The sequence below is a fragment of the Bacillus sp. SYZHCR11 genome (genome assembly GCF_057196865.1).
The window spans coordinates 911397-927485 of the sequence record NZ_JBXUND010000002.1 but is presented as its reverse complement, the minus strand read 5'-3'; the positions used below and the strand labels follow the sequence as shown (position 1 = coordinate 927485).

Below are 16089 nucleotides of genomic sequence, written 5' to 3'. Positions count from 1 at the left end.
TCGAATGATACAAGGTTTGAGGTGAGTAAGTGAAAAATACAAGGGCTCTAATAGAAGGCGCCATTTTGATCAGTATTTTTGCAATCATTTCCCTTTTGGTCGTGTACCTCCCTTTACTGGGGGCAATTCTTCTCTTTGCTTTGCCGCTGCCGATCATTCTTTACACCATTCGGCACGGTCTGAAGCCCGGGGTATGGATGGGGCTTGCCAGCCTTCCTGTCAGCTTTATTGTAGGTTCGTTTACCGGGCTTACAGGCGCTTTTACGGCGGCCTGTACGGGAATCGCCATGGGATATTATTTTAAAAAGAAACAGCCCGGCTATGCGGTTGCTGCCGGCGCTATGGCGTATGTGCTGTGCGGCGTCGTTTTTTTTGTGGTCAGCATCGTGTTTCTTAATATGAATGTGATCGATACCACCATGTCCCAGCTTCGGGAGTCGATGTCTTTAGCAGAAACCATGTCAAAGCAGCTCGGTTACGGAGATCAGTTCGGGAAGCAGATCAAGCTGATGGAAAGTCAGCTGAGCACGGTTCAATATCTTTTTCCGACAGTGCTCGTATTGACCGGCATCGTTTTTTCTTTCCTCAGTTATGCTATGGCAAGGCCGCTTTTACGGCGATTTTCCCCTGATCTTCCGAAGATGAAGCCTTTTAGAGAGCTCAAACTCCCGCAAAGCGTTGTCATTCTGTATTTTATTGTGACGATATTAGGGTTTCTGCCTTTAGAAAAAGGGCATATGCTGTATTCGGTTTCATTGAATGGGGGATTTATTCTCAGCTTGCTGATTTGTATTCAAGGGTTAGCGTTTATTTTTTTCTATTGCCGCGAAATGGAGATGCCGAAAGCCGTTCCTGTTTTAGCAATTGTGCTGGGTGTGCTTTTTCCGCTCATCTTGTCCGTGTATCTCCTCTTAGGCATCATTGACATAGGCTTTAACATAAGAAATAAGGTGACGCGAAATTGAGTGTGACTTACAGGTGGGGAGTTGATAGAAATGCCTAGTTTTTATGAAAAACCGTTGTTTCGGTATCCCATCTATGCATTGATTGCATTGTCAATCATCATAATCCTCATCAGCATTTACTTTAACTGGCTGATAGGAGCCATCAGCGTTGTGCTGCTCGCCGTGATCCTGTTTTTCATTAAGCGTGCGGATTCTCTGATCAGAAAAGAAATTGATGATTATATCTCCACGTTATCGTATAGATTGAAAAAAGTAGGCGAAGAGGCATTAATGGAAATGCCTATCGGGATTATGCTGTTTAATGATCAATATTACATTGAGTGGGCGAATCCGTTTTTGTCTTCCTGTTTTAATGAAAGCACGCTCGTCGGGCGCTCGCTGTATGACACATGCGAGGCCGTCGTGCCGCTGATCAAGCAGGAGGTCGATTCGGAAACGATCACCTTGAATGAGCGGAAGTTTAAAGTAGTGATTAAAAGAGATGAGCGCCTGCTCTATTTCTTTGATGTGACAGAACAGATTCAGATTGAAAAGCAGTACGAAAATGAGAGAACCGTGCTGGCATATATCTTTTTAGATAACTATGATGACGTCACACAGGGGCTGGATGACCAAACGAGAAGCACGATGAACAGCCAGGTCACCTCATTATTAAATGCGTGGGCGCAGGAGTACGGCATTTTCCTGAAACGGACGTCCTCGGAGCGGTTTATCGCGGTGTTAAATGAACACATTTTAACGGAGCTTGAAAACGCGAAATTTTCGATTTTGGATGAAATCCGTGAAAAAACATCCGTTCACACTGTATCTTTGACCCTCAGCATCGGGATCGGCGCATCGGTTTCTTCCTTGAAGGAGCTTGGAGATCTGGCGCAGTCCAGCCTCGATTTGGCTCTCGGCCGCGGAGGCGACCAAGTGGCGATCAAAATGCCGAACGGCAAGGTGAAATTTTACGGCGGCAAAACAAATCCGATGGAGAAACGCACAAGGGTGCGCGCCCGGGTGATTTCTCACGCGCTCAAGGAGATTGTCTCAGAAAGCAGCAATGTCATTATCATGGGGCACAAATTTCCTGATATGGACGCAGTCGGAGCCGCAATCGGAATATTGAAGGTGGCGCAGGCCAACGGCAAAGAAGGCTACATCGTCATTGATCCGAACCAGATCGGATCAAGCGTTCAGCGTCTGATTGAAGAAATTAAAAAATATGAAGAGCTGTGGTCGCGGTTCATCACGCCGGAAGAGGCGATGGAGATTTCAAATGACGACACGCTGCTTGTCGTCGTTGATACACATAAACCGTCCCTTGTGATGGAAGAGCGTCTCATGAACAAAATCGAGCACATCGTTGTGATTGACCACCACCGCAGAGGCGAGGAATTTATTAAAGACCCGCTGCTCGTTTATATGGAGCCATACGCTTCATCCACCGCAGAACTCGTGACGGAGCTGCTTGAATACCAGCCGAAGCGGCTCAAAATCAATATGATTGAAGCGACGTCCCTGTTAGCTGGTATAATAGTGGATACGAAGAGTTTTTCCCTTCGCACGGGCTCGCGGACGTTCGACGCCGCTTCTTATTTGAGAGCGAAAGGCGCAGATACGGTTCTGGTGCAGAAAGTTCTCAAAGAATCCGTCGGTTCTTATATCAAGCGGGCGAAACTGATCCAGCATACAGCTCTTTATAAAGAACATATCGCGATTGCTTCTCTTCCTGAGAACGAAGAGGAGTACTTTGACCAGGTGCTGATTGCGCAGGCGGCTGATTCCCTCTTATCGATGAGTGAAGTGGAAGCTTCATTTGCGGTAGCCAGACGGGATGAGCATACGGTGTGCATCAGTGCGAGATCGCTGGGCGAGGTCAATGTGCAGATTATTATGGAGGCGCTGGATGGCGGAGGGCATTTAACCAATGCGGCAACCCAGTTATCGGGCATTTCTGTATCAGAAGCGCTCGTCCGGCTGAAGGAAGCCATTGATGAATATTTTGAGGGAGGCGTTCAGAGATGAAGGTTATTTTCTTACAAGATGTAAAAGGTAAAGGAAAAAAAGGCGAAATGAAAAACGTAGCAGACGGTTATGCACATAACTTTCTCATTAAAAAAGGCCTCGCTGTCGAAGCAAATGCGACAAACATCAGCGCATTGAAAGGACAGAAAGAAAAAGAGAAAAAAGAAGCGATTGCCGAGCTTGAAAGAGCGAAAGATTTGAAAGAAACGCTTGAACAGCTGACTGTTGAGCTGAGTGCCAAATCCGGTGAAGGCGGCCGCCTGTTCGGGTCTGTCACAAGCAAGCAGATTGCAGAAGCGCTGCAAAAAACGCATAAGATTAAAGTGGATAAACGGAAACTGGAGCTCCAAGACGGTATCCGCACACTGGGATATACAAACGTTCCTGTAAAGCTGCACCCTGAAGTTCAGGCTGTGCTGAAGGTTCACGTAAAAGAAGAAGCGTAATACACAATGAAAAACCCGCCGATCCGGCGGGTTTTTTTCATGCAGCAGACGGCGCAGCGCAAGAAAATGATGAGATTGTTTCATTTCCGATCGTTACCAGATTGCATATTATATTACATCATAACGAAGGATGTGTCGGTATGAAACGATTTTTTTCTGAAACATATTTTAATAATCCGGAGAATAAAAAGGCGCTGGAGCATTATCCGCTGATCGGAGACGGAAAAGACGGGGAAGTCTACCGCTTAACACACAACAAATGCATAAAATACTTCTTTGAAAAAGGGACATGCAAGAAGGAATTGGCAGCTTTAAAGACCGGACAAGGTTCCCCGGTGATTCCAAGACTGTATGAATACGGAGATCGTTATATTGTGATGGAATACGTCCAAGGCACCTCTCTTGCCCGCCATATCAGAAAAGAAAAATCCCTGTCCGTCAAAATGACTGCTGATATTTTAAATATGCTGGATGAATTAAAAAGAATCGGTTTTACCAGATGGGATGCCGAAATCAGGCACATTCTGATCAATGAACACGGAAATCTTAAAGTCATCGACCATAAAAGAGCTTTTTCCGCTATTACCCGGTTTCCCGTAAAACTATTAAAAGGACTGGACAAATACGGCTTGGCGGATGAGTTTTTGAATACTATAAAAAAATTAAATCCGTCACGTTACCTGGAATGGCAGCCGCACATGTAAGTTTCTGAAAATCCGCACATGTAAGTTTCCTTTTTTTAGGGTCGTCATATGATATTTGTAACATTTGTTTGGTGGAGTGTGGAAAAAATGGCAGAATACATTATGGTTATCGGCGCTCATCCCGATGATGAACTATTGGGAGCAGCGGGCACCATAAAACGGCTGATCAATGAAGGATATAAAGTGATTTCCATTATTACGGCATTAGGAAGAAAAGAAGAAGCTCATCATATTAAACAATTAGGCGAACGCGCGAATCAAGAGCTTGGAATTGAGAAAGTCATCTTTTTGGAGCATACGAATTTAGAGCTGGAATGTATCCCTCTTCATAAGCTTGTCAAAGAATTAGAGCAGCTCATTCGCGTCTATCAGCCTGATAAAATCTTTACACATCATTACGGCGATATCAATATGGACCACCAGAGAACATTCCAAGCAGTTTTAACAGCCGCCAGACCGCTTCCGAATCAAAAGCCTATCGAACTGCTTACGTTCGAAACGCTATCTTCAAGTGAGTGGGAGAGGAATACGGCTGATAAACTCTTCAAACCTAATTACTTCGTTAACATCACAGACACAATGGATGCCAAACTCGCGGCGCTTCACCACTATGACGTAGAAATGAGGGATTACCCTCATCCCCGTTCATATGAAGGCGTTAAACATTTAGGAAGAGTCAGAGGGATGACGGCGGGTGTGGAATACGCTGAAGCTTTTGAAGTCGTGCGGAGGATCTGGAAATGATCAAGACATTTTCCGTCCCGTATCCGTATATGGTTCAGACGCTTGACCGCTACTATGGGGTCAAAACGCGCCCTCAAAAAAAGGCGGCAGTAAAGACACAGTTGAAACATGAACATCATATTCCGCGGTTATACAGGAAAAAAAAGAAGTTATCCATTTTGATTGCCACGTTTTGGGACTACCCGCACACGGGCGGTTTATCAAACTATATTAAAACGCTTAGTGAAGGCCTGAAAAAGAGAGGTCATAAGGTGGATGTCATCTCCCCTAATCTGTTTCCGTCCGCACAGGTAAAAGAACTGCGGGCGGCTGTTGTTCCGAAATTAAAAGATTTCTTTAAAGACAGATATGGGGATTATAACGATCATATTTTGAAAAATAATCGGCTGATGTTTATATACGAGCAAATGCTTCAAAAGATTCATTTGGAAAGATATGATGTGTTCCACGCTCAAGATTTATTTACAGCCAATATGTTAGGCAGGTTCAATCAAATCTATAAGAAACCTTTATTTTTCACACCGCATGGCATGTTTACTTTCAACAGACTTAAATTTCACATCTTTAAAAAAGGCTCGGTAGAAGAGTTTTATTATAAAAAACTAGAGATGAAAGCCATTGAATACGCAGATCGCCTGATTATTATCAGCGATACGTTCCGCAGCCCGCTCATGAAGCTCGGAGCCGAACAGGAAGACATGACAACGGTGATCACAGGAATCGATTACGATGCAAAAACAGGCGGGAAAAGAAAAATCCCGCTGCCGAAAAATAAGATCATCATCTCGTGTATTGCAAGATTAGGCCCGAGAAAAGGACATAATCATTTGCTTGACGCACTTTCACGAATTCCGTCTGATGTGCTTGAACATGTTCAAGTGCTGATCGCGGGCGACGGAGAGATGAGGAGCGCCTTAGAGGAACAGGCTCGAAAACTGAATCTATCTATGGTCTCCTTTTTAGGAAAAAGAGATGATGTTCCCGCTATTTTGAATATGACGGATATATTCGTACTGCCGACCATTAATGATAGTCTGCCCATCTCGATTATTGAAGCGATGTTCAGCGGCTCGGCTATCATCGCGACCGATTGCGGGGGTATTCCGGATCTGATCCGCCATAACAAAACGGGACTTATTGTCGAGCCGGGAAATGCAAAGGTTCTTGCCCGGGCTTTAGCGTTTTTTATCACTAACAAATCTGCGCGGGAGAAGGCTGCTTCAAACGCAAAGGCCTACGCGGAGAAATATTTAAGCAGTGAGACGATGATAAAAAATATCGAATCGATTTATCAAAATACCAACAGCTCGGAGGGAGATCATGAAACATGAACATGCAGCCGTTGTACTTGATTTCAGTGCCAACGGGATTGGGATCATTCGCAGCCTGGCCCGAAGAGGAATCGATGTTTACGCGTTTGACACGGAGGGACCTTATCGTATCGGAAAATCAAGATTGGCAGATTGCGGGATATGTCCCAGCCCTTTAACACAAGAGGAAGAACTGCTGACATTCCTGACTGATTTCGGGAAGCGATTCCAAGCAAAGCCGGTTCTGTATGCAGGTTCTGATGATTATGCGGGATTTATATCTAAATTCCGCGAGACATTAGCCGGTTTTTTTTTATTTTTGCTCCCGAGCCGCTCTCTGTTAGAAACGGTCTTAGATAAAAGCAAAGCATATGAATTAGCGGTCAAGCATAACATCCCCTGCCCGAAAACCTTTTTTCCGAACAACCGGGATGAGCTGGAAGAGGCCATCGCCAATATTGACTTCCCGTGTATTTTAAAACCGGTGGCCGGCCATGAATACAGAAAAAAAGTAAACAAAAAAGCAATTGTAATGAAGGATGCCGCACAATTGCGCAAGGAGTTCAGCTCCTACAGAGAAAATGGAGAACTGCTCGTGCAGGAGATCATCCCCGGAGACAACCAGTGTTTTTATAAAGTCGCCACTTTTTATGATGACCAAATGAAATTAATGGGCTTATTCTCTCTGCAAAAGAACCATCAATTCCCTGCTGATTTTGGCGCGGGGGCCCACGTCGTCAGCAAACGGCTTCCTGATTTAATCGAGAAGACCCTGCCGTTTTTTGAAGCGATTCAGCTGAAGGGAGTAGGCATGGCAGAATTTAAAAAGGACCCCCGGGACAATGTTTATAAGTTTATCGAAATTAATCCGCGCTTTTGGCTCAGCCATAGCCTGACAGAACCGGCAGGCATTCATTTCGTTTACATGTACTATCTGTATTTGACCGGACAACATGTGAAGCCCCAGCTCGAACAAAAAGACGGAATCAACTGGATTTATGAGGTGCGTTACTTCTTAACGTTTTTGAAGAAACGAAAAAGAGGAGAAATGACGTTCCGGGATTTTTGGAAAGGATTTAAAGGAAAAAAAGAGTACGCTCTGTTTGCTTGGAATGACCCGATGCCATTTATCAGAAACACTTGGTCTCATCTCAAAAACAGCTGGAAACGGAAGCGGAAGGAAGATCGGCATGTATGAAAAGGATCTTTTGTATGACGCATTTCAAAAACTGAGAATTGACGAAAAACTGTCGTATTCGTTCGGTGAAAGGGCCGCGGTGAATCCGGATGACATCACATGCCTGAAATCAACAGACAGAAGCGCCATTTATAAACTGTTTGTAAAGAAAAAATCCGGAATTGTTCCGCTGATATTGAAGGTGTATAAATCTTCACGTGAAAAAAACAAGGTCGAGATTAATATATACGGGAAAGCCCGTTCTGTTTTAGGGGATTTGCTGCCGGACATCTATCTTATAGAGGAAAGTGACCATGAAACGTGGATATTTATGGAGTTTGTCAGCCAGATCAGAGGACAGCTTACATTTCATCCGAAGCATTTCAAGTATATTATTCCGTCTGTCGCAGAACTGCACAGCCGCACCTTTGAAAACAAGGCTGTTTCTGACGGTAAATGGCGGTCGTGGCTGCCGGTATACGAATCGGAAACCATGAGAAAAGGGCGTAAAAAGCAGATCAAAAAGACAGCGGAATTATTGGATAGAGCTCTTAAAGATGAGCGCACAAAAGATATCGTGAAGCCTCATTATCGGCAAATCACAAACTTGCTGGAGCAGGAGGAGCCGGATTTTTTCCCTGAATTGATCCAAAACGGCTCAGCCATCACACACGGTGATCTTCATATGCAGAATATCTGCACCCACGATGCGTCCGGACATGAACCGTGGGATATTCAATTCATCGATTGGGAATCCGCAAAGTACGCGCCGGTTTGGTTTGATATGACGGTGCTGGTCGAAATTCTGCTCGGCTTCAGAAAAGACTGGAGCCGGCACGCAGAAGATATTCGGACGTATTGCGTAAAAGTGTATACGAAAGAAATGAAAAAGCGGGGCATTCATTTTCAGACCCCTCCTATGACGCTTTATAAAATGGCTTATTTGCAGAGAACACTTGAGAAAGGGCTTCATACCCAATTGCGGAGAATCTTCGACAATCGGGGAGGAGAACTGCTGCCGTATCATGTTGACAAAGTGTCAAAATGGGGACGGGAATTAGGATTATAAGTTTAAGAGAGGGGGAGCGGATTTGAAAGGAGAGATCGGCAAGCCGAACGGTCTGGTGCCTCTTGCCTTATTGCGCGTCATGGATCAATTTTACGGGATCGAACATCAAAGTGAGCCGGAGATGCTGTATTCGTTCTGTGCGGAAGGAAAAAGCTCCCCCAAACGAAAAAAGCCATTGCGTATTCTGTACGCAACCTTTCTCCGTTACCCGAATGTCGGAGGACTGGCGAGTTATATCACGTCAATTAAGACGGGTTTTGAGCGCATCGGTCACCAGGCGGATGTCATCTCGCCGCTCCAAATGCCGCCAACTTTTTTTCAGGAAGATATCCCGCGGGCCGCTGACGAGATCAGAGCGTTTCTTGTTGGCAGATACGGGGCCGCAAACGAAAAGTTTGTGAAGAATCTCAGCTATTTACATGTCTTTCAAAGATTTTTGAAGGAGAAGGACTTAGAACAATATGACCTGTTTCACACGCAGGATTTATTTGCGGCATTTTTGCTGGGATACCTTAATCAAACGTATCGGCGTCCGCTTTTTTTCACGCCGCACGGACATTTCACGAAAAGCCGGATGAAGTTTCATAAAATCCAAAAGGGTTCAATAGAAGAGGCATATTTCAGTGAAATAGAAAGGCAGGGTATTCGGGCTTCGGATAAAATCATTACAATCAGCGACTCCTTTCACGAGCCCTTGCTGGAGTACGGAGCGAAGGAGGCTCAGCTGACGACTGTTCATACCGGCATTGACATCCGGGTTGCACCCGAGCCAAAACGTGCTGAAAAGGTCGTGATTGCGTGCGTTTCCCGTCTGACCGAGCGAAAAGGACATGATGTGCTGCTGGACGCTCTCGCCCGCATCCGGCACCATTTATCCGGAGTGGATATATGGATCATCGGAGACGGAAACATGAGAGGGTTTCTGGAAGAGAAGAGACGGAAACTGGGCCTCTCAAACGTGTTTTTCCTCGGAAAACGACATGATGTGCCGGCGCTTTTGGCTGAATCATCTATATTTGTCCTGCCCACATTGAATGATAATTTCCCCATAGCGATCATCGAAGCGATGTTCTCAGGTCAAGCCATTGTCGCAACTGACTGCGGAGGAATCCCTGAGATGATCCGGCATGAGGACACAGGGCTTATCTGTCAGCCTGGCAACAGCCGTGAACTTGCTGATGCCCTCGTAAAGCTGATTACGGATCAGTCTTTCAGGGAACGGCTTGGAAAAGAAGCGCGCTCCTATGCCGGCCGGCATCTGCGTCAGGAACTGATGGTTTCAAAAATAGAAAGGATTTATCAATCATTTTTCTGAATGATACCGGCGCCGCATGGCAGGTGCTTCAAGAGCAAAATAAAGAGGCCGGTGTTTAACTATCCAGCCTCTTTCCGAGCTGTTTTTTCATCTCATACAGAGTCTGCTGACTTTGTCCGCCCGGGCCGCCTGTCATTCTTCATCGGGCTGAGCCTGTTTTTCCGGTGCTGTGAGATTTTTGTGCCGTTCTTTTTAATCCATGAGACAAGCTTTGTGTTGCCTGAATTGTTTCCTGATTATAAGAAATAGTTCACTTTTCCTTCGTCAACAAGTTTTTTCAGCTGTGAGACGGTTTTACCGAAATTTTCTTCATGGAAAAAAGAGGCGGAAAGCCATCGCTTCCGCCTCCCGCACATATATATGAGAGAGCAGCCTTTATTTGTGATCGTTCTCTTTTTGGATTTCAGCTAATTTGGCAAGCAGAATGTGCTGAGGCATGTGCATGATTCTCTCAAGCGGCATATTCAGTGATTCTGCGAGCTTTTGCGCCGTTTCGGCGGAAATTTGCAGCGGTTTCATGTGATCACTCCTTCCGTTTCTTTATTGTACTAAAATCAGAAATCTATCGTAAGAGGATATGACAAAGGAATGGAGGTTTGAAAAGCGGGGCTTTATAACAGAATGGGGGAGGTTTTTTATGCAATCGCCATTGATGTTATTACAGCTGAAGCTGGCTGATTATCAGAAAAAAGCCGCAGAACTGTGGACAATTGACGAATTTATCATACTGAAACAGACATTGCAGGACATGATGAAAGTATTCGCCGCCTTTGAAGAATGGGAGCTGTATCAAAAAACGGCCGATCTCATGGCGCAGACGGTGCTGCACATCCGTTTCATCGAATAAGAAAAGCCCTCGCACGGGCGAAGGCTTTTCTTAAAAGGAACGTTCCTCTTCAATGTTTTTATGCTGATCATAAATGACAAGCTTAGCCGGGCTGTTCTCTTTCGCCATCTGCTCCGCTTTTTCAATCGCCGCGTCCTTTGATGTACAAAGAGCCGTCGGCGCCACATTTTCCACCTTCACAAACCATCCGTCCGCATCAACACTGGGTGTTACTGCATATGTTTTCATCCTTCTTACCTCCCGGTTTCGATTTATTTATTTGTTTCCCGGCATTCGGAACGGCAAAACACATAACCCTCTCCTGACAAATACAGGCAAAGTGATATTTTTCTATTCTTTTTCATGAGAAATGGTAAAATGAAGTTTGGATATTTTTTAAGGAAAGGACGGTGCTTAGCATGACAGACCTTCTGAATGATCGGCTGCCGCCGCAAAACATAGAAGCTGAGCAGGCCGTGTTAGGTGCTGTTTTTTTACAGCCGTCTGCGTTGACACTGGCTTCTGAAGTGTTGATTCCGGATGATTTCTACAGAATGTCACATCAAAAAATTTACAATGCCATGCTCGTGCTCGGAGACCGCGGTGAACCGGTTGATTTGGTCACGGTAACGTCAGAGCTTGCGAATACCGATTTGTTAGAAGAGGTGGGAGGCGTCTCTTACCTGACGGACATCGCGAATTCCGTTCCGACAGCGGCTAATATAGAATATTACGCGAAAATCGTTGAGGAAAAATCCATTCTCCGCCGTTTAATCAGAACGGCGACCTCGATCGCTCAAGACGGGTATACGCGCGAGGATGAAGTTGAAGATTTATTAAGCGATGCGGAAAAAACGATTATGGAGGTCGCGCAGCGAAAAAATTCGGGCGCCTTCCAAAATATTAAAGACGTGCTTGTTCAAACATACGACAACATTGAGCAGCTTCACAACCGGAAAGGCGATATTACCGGGATTCCGACCGGCTTTATCGAGCTTGACCGGATGACGGCGGGTTTTCAGCGGAATGATTTGATCATTGTCGCAGCCCGTCCGTCTGTGGGGAAAACGGCGTTTGCCTTAAATATTGCGCAAAACGTGGCTACCAAAACGGATGAGAGCGTCGCGATATTCAGTCTTGAGATGGGTGCCGAGCAGCTTGTCATGCGTATGCTCTGCGCCGAAGGGAATATTAACGCCCAAAATCTCAGAACGGGTAATCTGACGGAAGAAGATTGGGGCAAGCTGACGATGGCGATGGGAAGCCTGTCAAACAGCGGTATCTTTATAGATGACACCCCCGGCATCCGCGTCAGCGAAATCCGTTCAAAATGCCGAAGACTGAAGCAGGAGAACGGATTGGGCATGATTTTAATTGACTACCTGCAGCTCATTCAGGGAAGCGGCCGTTCGAGCGACAACCGTCAGCAAGAGGTATCGGAAATTTCACGGGCGCTAAAAGCGCTGGCGCGGGAGCTCGAAGTCCCGGTCATCGCCCTGTCTCAGCTCTCCCGGGGTGTTGAGCAGCGGCAGGATAAACGTCCGATGATGTCAGATATCCGTGAGTCGGGAAGTATTGAGCAGGATGCCGACATCGTCGCCTTCCTGTATCGTGATGATTACTATGATAAAGAATCCGAAAACAAAAACATCATCGAAATCATTATCGCCAAACAGCGTAACGGCCCGGTGGGCACCGTCTCACTGGCTTTTGTGAAAGAATACAATAAGTTCGTAAATCTGGAAAGGCGCTTTGATGACGGCGGTGTTCCGGCAGGTGCGTAAAGCCTCAAGCAATGTCTTGAGGCTTTTTTTCATCCGAAAGAATGAGAGAATGCCGTCTGTTCGGCAGTCGATAAAAAGAAAGCGCTTTTATATAATGGCATTAAGGGAGGGATGATGATGACAATTGAATTTCCGCAATTTCAAGCGGCGCAAATCCGGATTGCCCGGCCGACCGGACAGCTCAAAGAAATCATCAGGTTTTATGAAGAAGGCCTCGGATTGAAGAGGGGCGGCAGTTTTTCCGGACATGAGGGCTACAGCGGCGTCATGTTCGGCCTGCCGCATACGCAATATCACTTAGAATTCACCGAAGAAACCGGCTCGTCTCAGCCGGCGCCCGTTCCGCACGGCGACAGCCTGCTTGTCTTTTACATCCCTGATCAGCAGGAGGTCATTCGCATCAGCACGAAATTAAAGCAGATGGGATATGAGGAGAAAGAACCCGAAAACCCGTACTGGGAAGAAAAAGGCGTGACCATCGAAGATCCTGACGGCTGGCGGATCGTCCTGATGAATACAAGCGGAATATAAATGACTGTCTGAAGAACCCGGGATATGGGTTCTTTTTCGTGTTAAAGTATGAAAGTTTCGGGAGTAATAGATAGCAAATGAAAGAGAAAACGCTTTTAATCAGGTTTAAGGCGAACAAATATAGAATAATAAGATTTTAATGTTCGGATTTACGATTGACTTTCTGTTTCGGCACTGATACACTTAATTTGTTTGAATGAGATATCGTTTTGAAAGGTTAACGGAGGTGCACGGATATATGTCTTCAGTAGTCGTAGTAGGTACGCAGTGGGGCGATGAAGGAAAAGGTAAAATTACAGATTTCCTATCAGAAAATGCAGAAGTGATCGCACGTTATCAAGGCGGAAACAATGCAGGACATACCATCAAGTTTGATGGCGTCACGTACAAGCTTCATTTAATCCCATCAGGAATTTTTTATAAAGAAAAAGCGTGTGTCATCGGGAACGGAATGGTTGTTGATCCGAAAGCGCTCGTAACGGAGCTTGCGTATCTTCATGAACGCAATGTGAGCACGGATAACTTGAGAATCAGCAACAGAGCCCACGTCATTCTTCCATACCATCTGAAACTGGATGAAGTAGAGGAAGAACGCAAAGGGGCCAACAAGATCGGCACAACGAAAAAAGGCATCGGACCTGCTTATATGGACAAAGCGGCGCGGATCGGCATCCGGATCGCAGACCTGCTAGATCGTGACGTGTTTGCAGAAAAGCTTGAACGGAACCTTGAAGAGAAAAACCGTCTGCTGGAAAAAATGTATGAAACGGAAGGCTTCAAAATTGAAGATATTCTGGATGAGTATTATGAATACGGCCAGCAGATTAAAAAGTATGTATGCGATACATCCGTCGTTCTGAATGACGCGCTGGATGAAGGCCGCCGCGTTTTATTTGAAGGCGCTCAAGGGGTTATGCTTGATATTGACCAAGGGACATACCCGTTTGTCACTTCATCCAACCCGGTCGCCGGAGGGGTGACGATCGGTTCAGGCGTAGGTCCGACAAAAATCCAGCACGTCGTCGGTGTATCTAAAGCGTACACAACCCGTGTCGGTGACGGTCCTTTCCCGACTGAGCTGAAAGATGAAATCGGGGATCAAATCCGTGAAGTCGGACGCGAATACGGCACAACAACAGGCCGTCCGCGCCGTGTCGGCTGGTTTGACAGCGTTGTTGTCCGCCATGCCCGCCGTGTCAGCGGAATCACAGATCTTTCTCTGAACTCAATCGATGTGCTGACTGGCATTGAAACATTGAAAATCTGTGTCGCTTACCGCTACAAAGGTGAAGTGATTGAAGAATTCCCGGCAAGTCTGAAAGCTCTCGCAGAGTGTGAACCGGTATATGAAGAAATGCCTGGCTGGACGGAAGATATCACAGGCGCAAAAACATTAAGCGATCTTCCTGAAAATGCGCGCCATTATCTGGAACGCGTATCTCAGCTGACAGGTATTCCGCTTTCTATTTTCTCTGTCGGTCCCGATCGTTCACAAACGAACGTCATCCGCAGTGTATACCGCGCTAACTAAGAATTTGCAGCAAACAAGCCTCCGGTCACGGAGGCTTGTTTTTTTATGTAGGAAAAAAATAATAGATTTTTTTCAAAAAAGTAGTTGCCACTTTCGAATGTTCTATGATATTATAAATCTCGTTGTTACGGAACAGCTTCAATAGAGTACTGCAAGAAAGCTTTTGTCTCAATGCTCTATGATACATAATCCGACACATCAAGAGCCATTAGCTCAGTTGGTAGAGCATCTGACTTTTAATCAGAGGGTCGAAGGTTCGAGTCCTTCATGGCTCACCACTTTTTATGGCCCGTTGGTCAAGCGGTTAAGACACCGCCCTTTCACGGCGGTAACACGGGTTCGAATCCCGTACGGGTCATTGATTTACTTTAGCGTTATTGCTAACTCCTTATTTGTCCTCGGAGGACCGCCACGATACGGTTCTCCGGACAAATTACTGTAAGGTCCGGTAGTTCAGTTGGTTAGAATGCCTGCCTGTCACGCAGGAGGTCGCGGGTTCGAGTCCCGTCCGGACCGCCATTTTACTTTACTTTATAGTATAGAAAAGAAACATCTGGCTCGGTAGCTCAGTTGGTAGAGCAACGGACTGAAAATCCGTGTGTCGGCGGTTCGATTCCGTCCCGAGCCACTTACCCAAACGCATCTGCAATAGTAGGTGCGTTTTTTCTTTTGTTATAAAAAAGGGAGAGCCGGCTTTTCAGCCGGCCCAGAAGAAGACGTCAAACACTAGACGGCGTTTTTTTTCTTGAGGTTTCAAAAAAATATTATTTTTTAAAAGAAAATAAAAAACATGACAAAAGGATGGCAGTTCAATACGTTTTTGCGCTGTTCTCTTTAATTTTTTTATCTTTTGACCTGAAACCGTTATAATAGACGGGGAACGTTTTTCACGATACGAATTGTGATCATCATGAAACATCAATAGATGAAATGAAGTCATTCTGGCAGGAGGAAAATCAAGATGATGGATAAGAAAATCCTTGTAGTCGATGATGAAAAACCGATTGCAGATATATTAGAGTTTAATTTAAGAAAAGAAGGCTATGACGTGCATTGTGCGTACGATGGAAACGAAGCCGTGGAAATGGTGGAGGAGCTTCAGCCTGATTTAATTCTTTTAGATATTATGCTTCCGAATAAAGACGGAGTTGAAGTGTGCCGGGAAGTCCGGAAAAAATATGATATGCCGATTATTATGCTGACGGCAAAAGACTCGGAGATTGACAAGGTCATCGGGCTTGAAATCGGAGCGGATGACTATGTCACGAAGCCTTTCAGCACGCGTGAGCTTCTGGCCCGCGTCAAAGCGAACCTGCGCCGCCAGCTTACGGTTGCGCCGGCTGAGGAAGAATCAGCTTCTAATGACATTCATATCGGTTCTCTCGTCATCTTCCCTGACGCTTATGTCGTATCAAAAAGAGAAGAAACGATCGAGCTGACTCATCGTGAGTTTGAATTGCTTCATTACTTAGCCAAACATATCGGACAGGTCATGACCCGTGAGCATCTGCTGCAGACTGTGTGGGGCTATGACTATTTCGGTGACGTGAGAACGGTGGATGTAACAGTGCGCCGTCTCCGTGAGAAAATCGAAGATAATCCGAGCCATCCGAACTGGATCGTCACAAGACGGGGTGTCGGTTATTACTTGAGAAATCCTGAACAGGACTAACCGGC

16 protein-coding genes and 4 tRNA genes are annotated in these 16089 nt (G+C 45.7%); 18 read left to right on the top strand and 2 right to left on the bottom strand.

The window, feature by feature from the left end:
- Positions 1–29 precede the first annotated feature (29 nt).
- From AC2CGA_RS11400 to AC2CGA_RS11360, 9 genes are all read left to right on the top strand, one after another.
- Positions 30–965, top strand: coding sequence for a YybS family protein (locus AC2CGA_RS11400; RefSeq protein WP_004393060.1), 936 nt, complete (start codon positions 30–32; stop codon positions 963–965).
- A gap of 30 nt (positions 966–995) precedes the next feature.
- Entirely contained in the window at positions 996–2975 is a 1980-nt protein-coding gene (locus AC2CGA_RS11395; protein WP_484480197.1) for a DHH family phosphoesterase, read from the top strand.
- Positions 2972–3421, top strand: a complete 450-nt coding sequence (gene rplI, locus AC2CGA_RS11390; protein ID WP_004393063.1) for a 50S ribosomal protein L9 — start codon at positions 2972–2974, stop codon at positions 3419–3421. Before AC2CGA_RS11395 ends, rplI begins: the two co-directional genes overlap by 4 nt.
- Positions 3422–3561: 140 nt before the next feature.
- Positions 3562–4125: a protein kinase family protein gene (locus AC2CGA_RS11385; RefSeq protein ID WP_015387431.1), complete on the top strand. Its 564-nt coding sequence runs from the start codon at positions 3562–3564 to the stop codon at positions 4123–4125.
- Between the two features lie 87 nt (positions 4126–4212).
- Positions 4213–4869 (top strand): PIG-L deacetylase family protein, encoded by a 657-nt coding sequence (locus tag AC2CGA_RS11380; RefSeq protein ID WP_004393067.1) that lies wholly within the window; start codon positions 4213–4215, stop codon positions 4867–4869.
- Positions 4866–6200 carry a glycosyltransferase family 4 protein gene (locus AC2CGA_RS11375; RefSeq protein WP_004393069.1) on the top strand — a complete coding sequence of 445 codons (1335 nt, stop codon included), beginning with the start codon at positions 4866–4868 and terminating at the stop codon, positions 6198–6200. The genes AC2CGA_RS11380 and AC2CGA_RS11375 overlap by 4 nt, the downstream gene beginning before the upstream one ends.
- Positions 6190–7377, top strand: a complete 1188-nt coding sequence (locus AC2CGA_RS11370; RefSeq protein ID WP_004393071.1) for a carboxylate--amine ligase — start codon at positions 6190–6192, stop codon at positions 7375–7377. The genes AC2CGA_RS11375 and AC2CGA_RS11370 overlap by 11 nt, the downstream gene beginning before the upstream one ends.
- Positions 7370–8425: a phosphotransferase gene (locus AC2CGA_RS11365; protein WP_014306175.1), complete on the top strand. Its 1056-nt coding sequence runs from the start codon at positions 7370–7372 to the stop codon at positions 8423–8425. Before AC2CGA_RS11370 ends, AC2CGA_RS11365 begins: the two co-directional genes overlap by 8 nt.
- 22 nt (positions 8426–8447) lie before the next feature.
- The gene (locus AC2CGA_RS11360; RefSeq protein WP_024086032.1) at positions 8448–9740 is read left to right on the top strand and encodes a glycosyltransferase family 4 protein; all 1293 of its coding nucleotides are present in this window, start codon (positions 8448–8450) and stop codon (positions 9738–9740) included.
- Positions 9741–10115: 375 nt separating this feature from the next.
- On the opposite strand, the gene AC2CGA_RS11355 is transcribed toward AC2CGA_RS11360, so the two are convergent.
- Entirely contained in the window at positions 10116–10259 is a 144-nt protein-coding gene (locus AC2CGA_RS11355; protein WP_014306172.1) for a YycC family protein, read from the bottom strand.
- A 118-nt stretch (positions 10260–10377) separates the two neighbouring features.
- Here AC2CGA_RS11355 and AC2CGA_RS11350 point away from each other — a divergent pair, with 118 nt between their 5' ends.
- Positions 10378–10587, top strand: a complete 210-nt coding sequence (locus AC2CGA_RS11350) for a hypothetical protein (protein ID WP_484480196.1) — start codon at positions 10378–10380, stop codon at positions 10585–10587.
- Between the two features lie 30 nt (positions 10588–10617).
- On the opposite strand, the gene AC2CGA_RS11345 is transcribed toward AC2CGA_RS11350, so the two are convergent.
- Positions 10618–10815 (bottom strand): DUF2188 domain-containing protein, encoded by a 198-nt coding sequence (locus tag AC2CGA_RS11345; RefSeq protein ID WP_004393099.1) that lies wholly within the window; start codon positions 10813–10815, stop codon positions 10618–10620.
- Positions 10816–10985: 170 nt separating this feature from the next.
- Between AC2CGA_RS11345 and dnaB the strand changes: the two genes are divergently transcribed.
- The 8 genes from dnaB (at position 10986) to walR (ending at position 16084) form a co-directional block, all read left to right on the top strand.
- On the top strand, positions 10986–12350 hold the full coding sequence (dnaB, locus tag AC2CGA_RS11340; RefSeq protein ID WP_004393100.1) for a replicative DNA helicase: 1365 nt from the start codon (positions 10986–10988) through the stop codon (positions 12348–12350).
- A 117-nt stretch (positions 12351–12467) separates the two neighbouring features.
- Positions 12468–12881 carry a VOC family protein gene (locus tag AC2CGA_RS11335; RefSeq protein WP_283002479.1) on the top strand — a complete coding sequence of 138 codons (414 nt, stop codon included), beginning with the start codon at positions 12468–12470 and terminating at the stop codon, positions 12879–12881.
- A 238-nt stretch (positions 12882–13119) separates the two neighbouring features.
- Positions 13120–14412 (top strand): adenylosuccinate synthase, encoded by a 1293-nt coding sequence (purA, locus tag AC2CGA_RS11330; protein ID WP_004393102.1) that lies wholly within the window; start codon positions 13120–13122, stop codon positions 14410–14412.
- 202 nt (positions 14413–14614) lie between these two features.
- Positions 14615–14690: transfer RNA gene (locus tag AC2CGA_RS11325), tRNA-Lys, on the top strand.
- A gap of 8 nt (positions 14691–14698) precedes the next feature.
- A tRNA-Glu gene (locus AC2CGA_RS11320) sits at positions 14699–14770 on the top strand.
- Positions 14771–14854: 84 nt separating this feature from the next.
- Positions 14855–14931 (top strand) — tRNA-Asp (locus AC2CGA_RS11315).
- A gap of 36 nt (positions 14932–14967) precedes the next feature.
- A tRNA-Phe gene (locus AC2CGA_RS11310) sits at positions 14968–15040 on the top strand.
- A gap of 336 nt (positions 15041–15376) precedes the next feature.
- Entirely contained in the window at positions 15377–16084 is a 708-nt protein-coding gene (walR, locus tag AC2CGA_RS11305) for a cell wall metabolism DNA-binding response regulator WalR (protein ID WP_004393104.1), read from the top strand.
- Positions 16085–16089 lie beyond the last annotated feature (5 nt).

What these genes read in the sequence shown, in the direction of transcription:
- AC2CGA_RS11395 (WP_484480197.1), top strand. Translation starts at nt 996, where the DNA reads ATGCCTAGTTTTTATGAAAAACCGTTGTTTCGGTATCCCATCTATGCA.
- purA (WP_004393102.1), top strand. Translation starts at nt 13,120, where the DNA reads ATGTCTTCAGTAGTCGTAGTAGGTACGCAGTGGGGCGATGAAGGAAAA.
- AC2CGA_RS11345 (WP_004393099.1), bottom strand. Translation starts at nt 10,815, where the DNA reads ATGAAAACATATGCAGTAACACCCAGTGTTGATGCGGACGGATGGTTT.
- AC2CGA_RS11350 (WP_484480196.1), top strand. Translation starts at nt 10,378, where the DNA reads ATGCAATCGCCATTGATGTTATTACAGCTGAAGCTGGCTGATTATCAG.
- AC2CGA_RS11370 (WP_004393071.1), top strand. Translation starts at nt 6,190, where the DNA reads ATGAAACATGAACATGCAGCCGTTGTACTTGATTTCAGTGCCAACGGG.
- AC2CGA_RS11365 (WP_014306175.1), top strand. Translation starts at nt 7,370, where the DNA reads ATGTATGAAAAGGATCTTTTGTATGACGCATTTCAAAAACTGAGAATT.
- AC2CGA_RS11375 (WP_004393069.1), top strand. Translation starts at nt 4,866, where the DNA reads ATGATCAAGACATTTTCCGTCCCGTATCCGTATATGGTTCAGACGCTT.
- rplI (WP_004393063.1), top strand. Translation starts at nt 2,972, where the DNA reads ATGAAGGTTATTTTCTTACAAGATGTAAAAGGTAAAGGAAAAAAAGGC.
- AC2CGA_RS11385 (WP_015387431.1), top strand. Translation starts at nt 3,562, where the DNA reads ATGAAACGATTTTTTTCTGAAACATATTTTAATAATCCGGAGAATAAA.
- AC2CGA_RS11380 (WP_004393067.1), top strand. Translation starts at nt 4,213, where the DNA reads ATGGCAGAATACATTATGGTTATCGGCGCTCATCCCGATGATGAACTA.
- walR (WP_004393104.1), top strand. Translation starts at nt 15,377, where the DNA reads ATGGATAAGAAAATCCTTGTAGTCGATGATGAAAAACCGATTGCAGAT.
- AC2CGA_RS11335 (WP_283002479.1), top strand. Translation starts at nt 12,468, where the DNA reads ATGACAATTGAATTTCCGCAATTTCAAGCGGCGCAAATCCGGATTGCC.
- AC2CGA_RS11355 (WP_014306172.1), bottom strand. Translation starts at nt 10,259, where the DNA reads ATGAAACCGCTGCAAATTTCCGCCGAAACGGCGCAAAAGCTCGCAGAA.
- dnaB (WP_004393100.1), top strand. Translation starts at nt 10,986, where the DNA reads ATGACAGACCTTCTGAATGATCGGCTGCCGCCGCAAAACATAGAAGCT.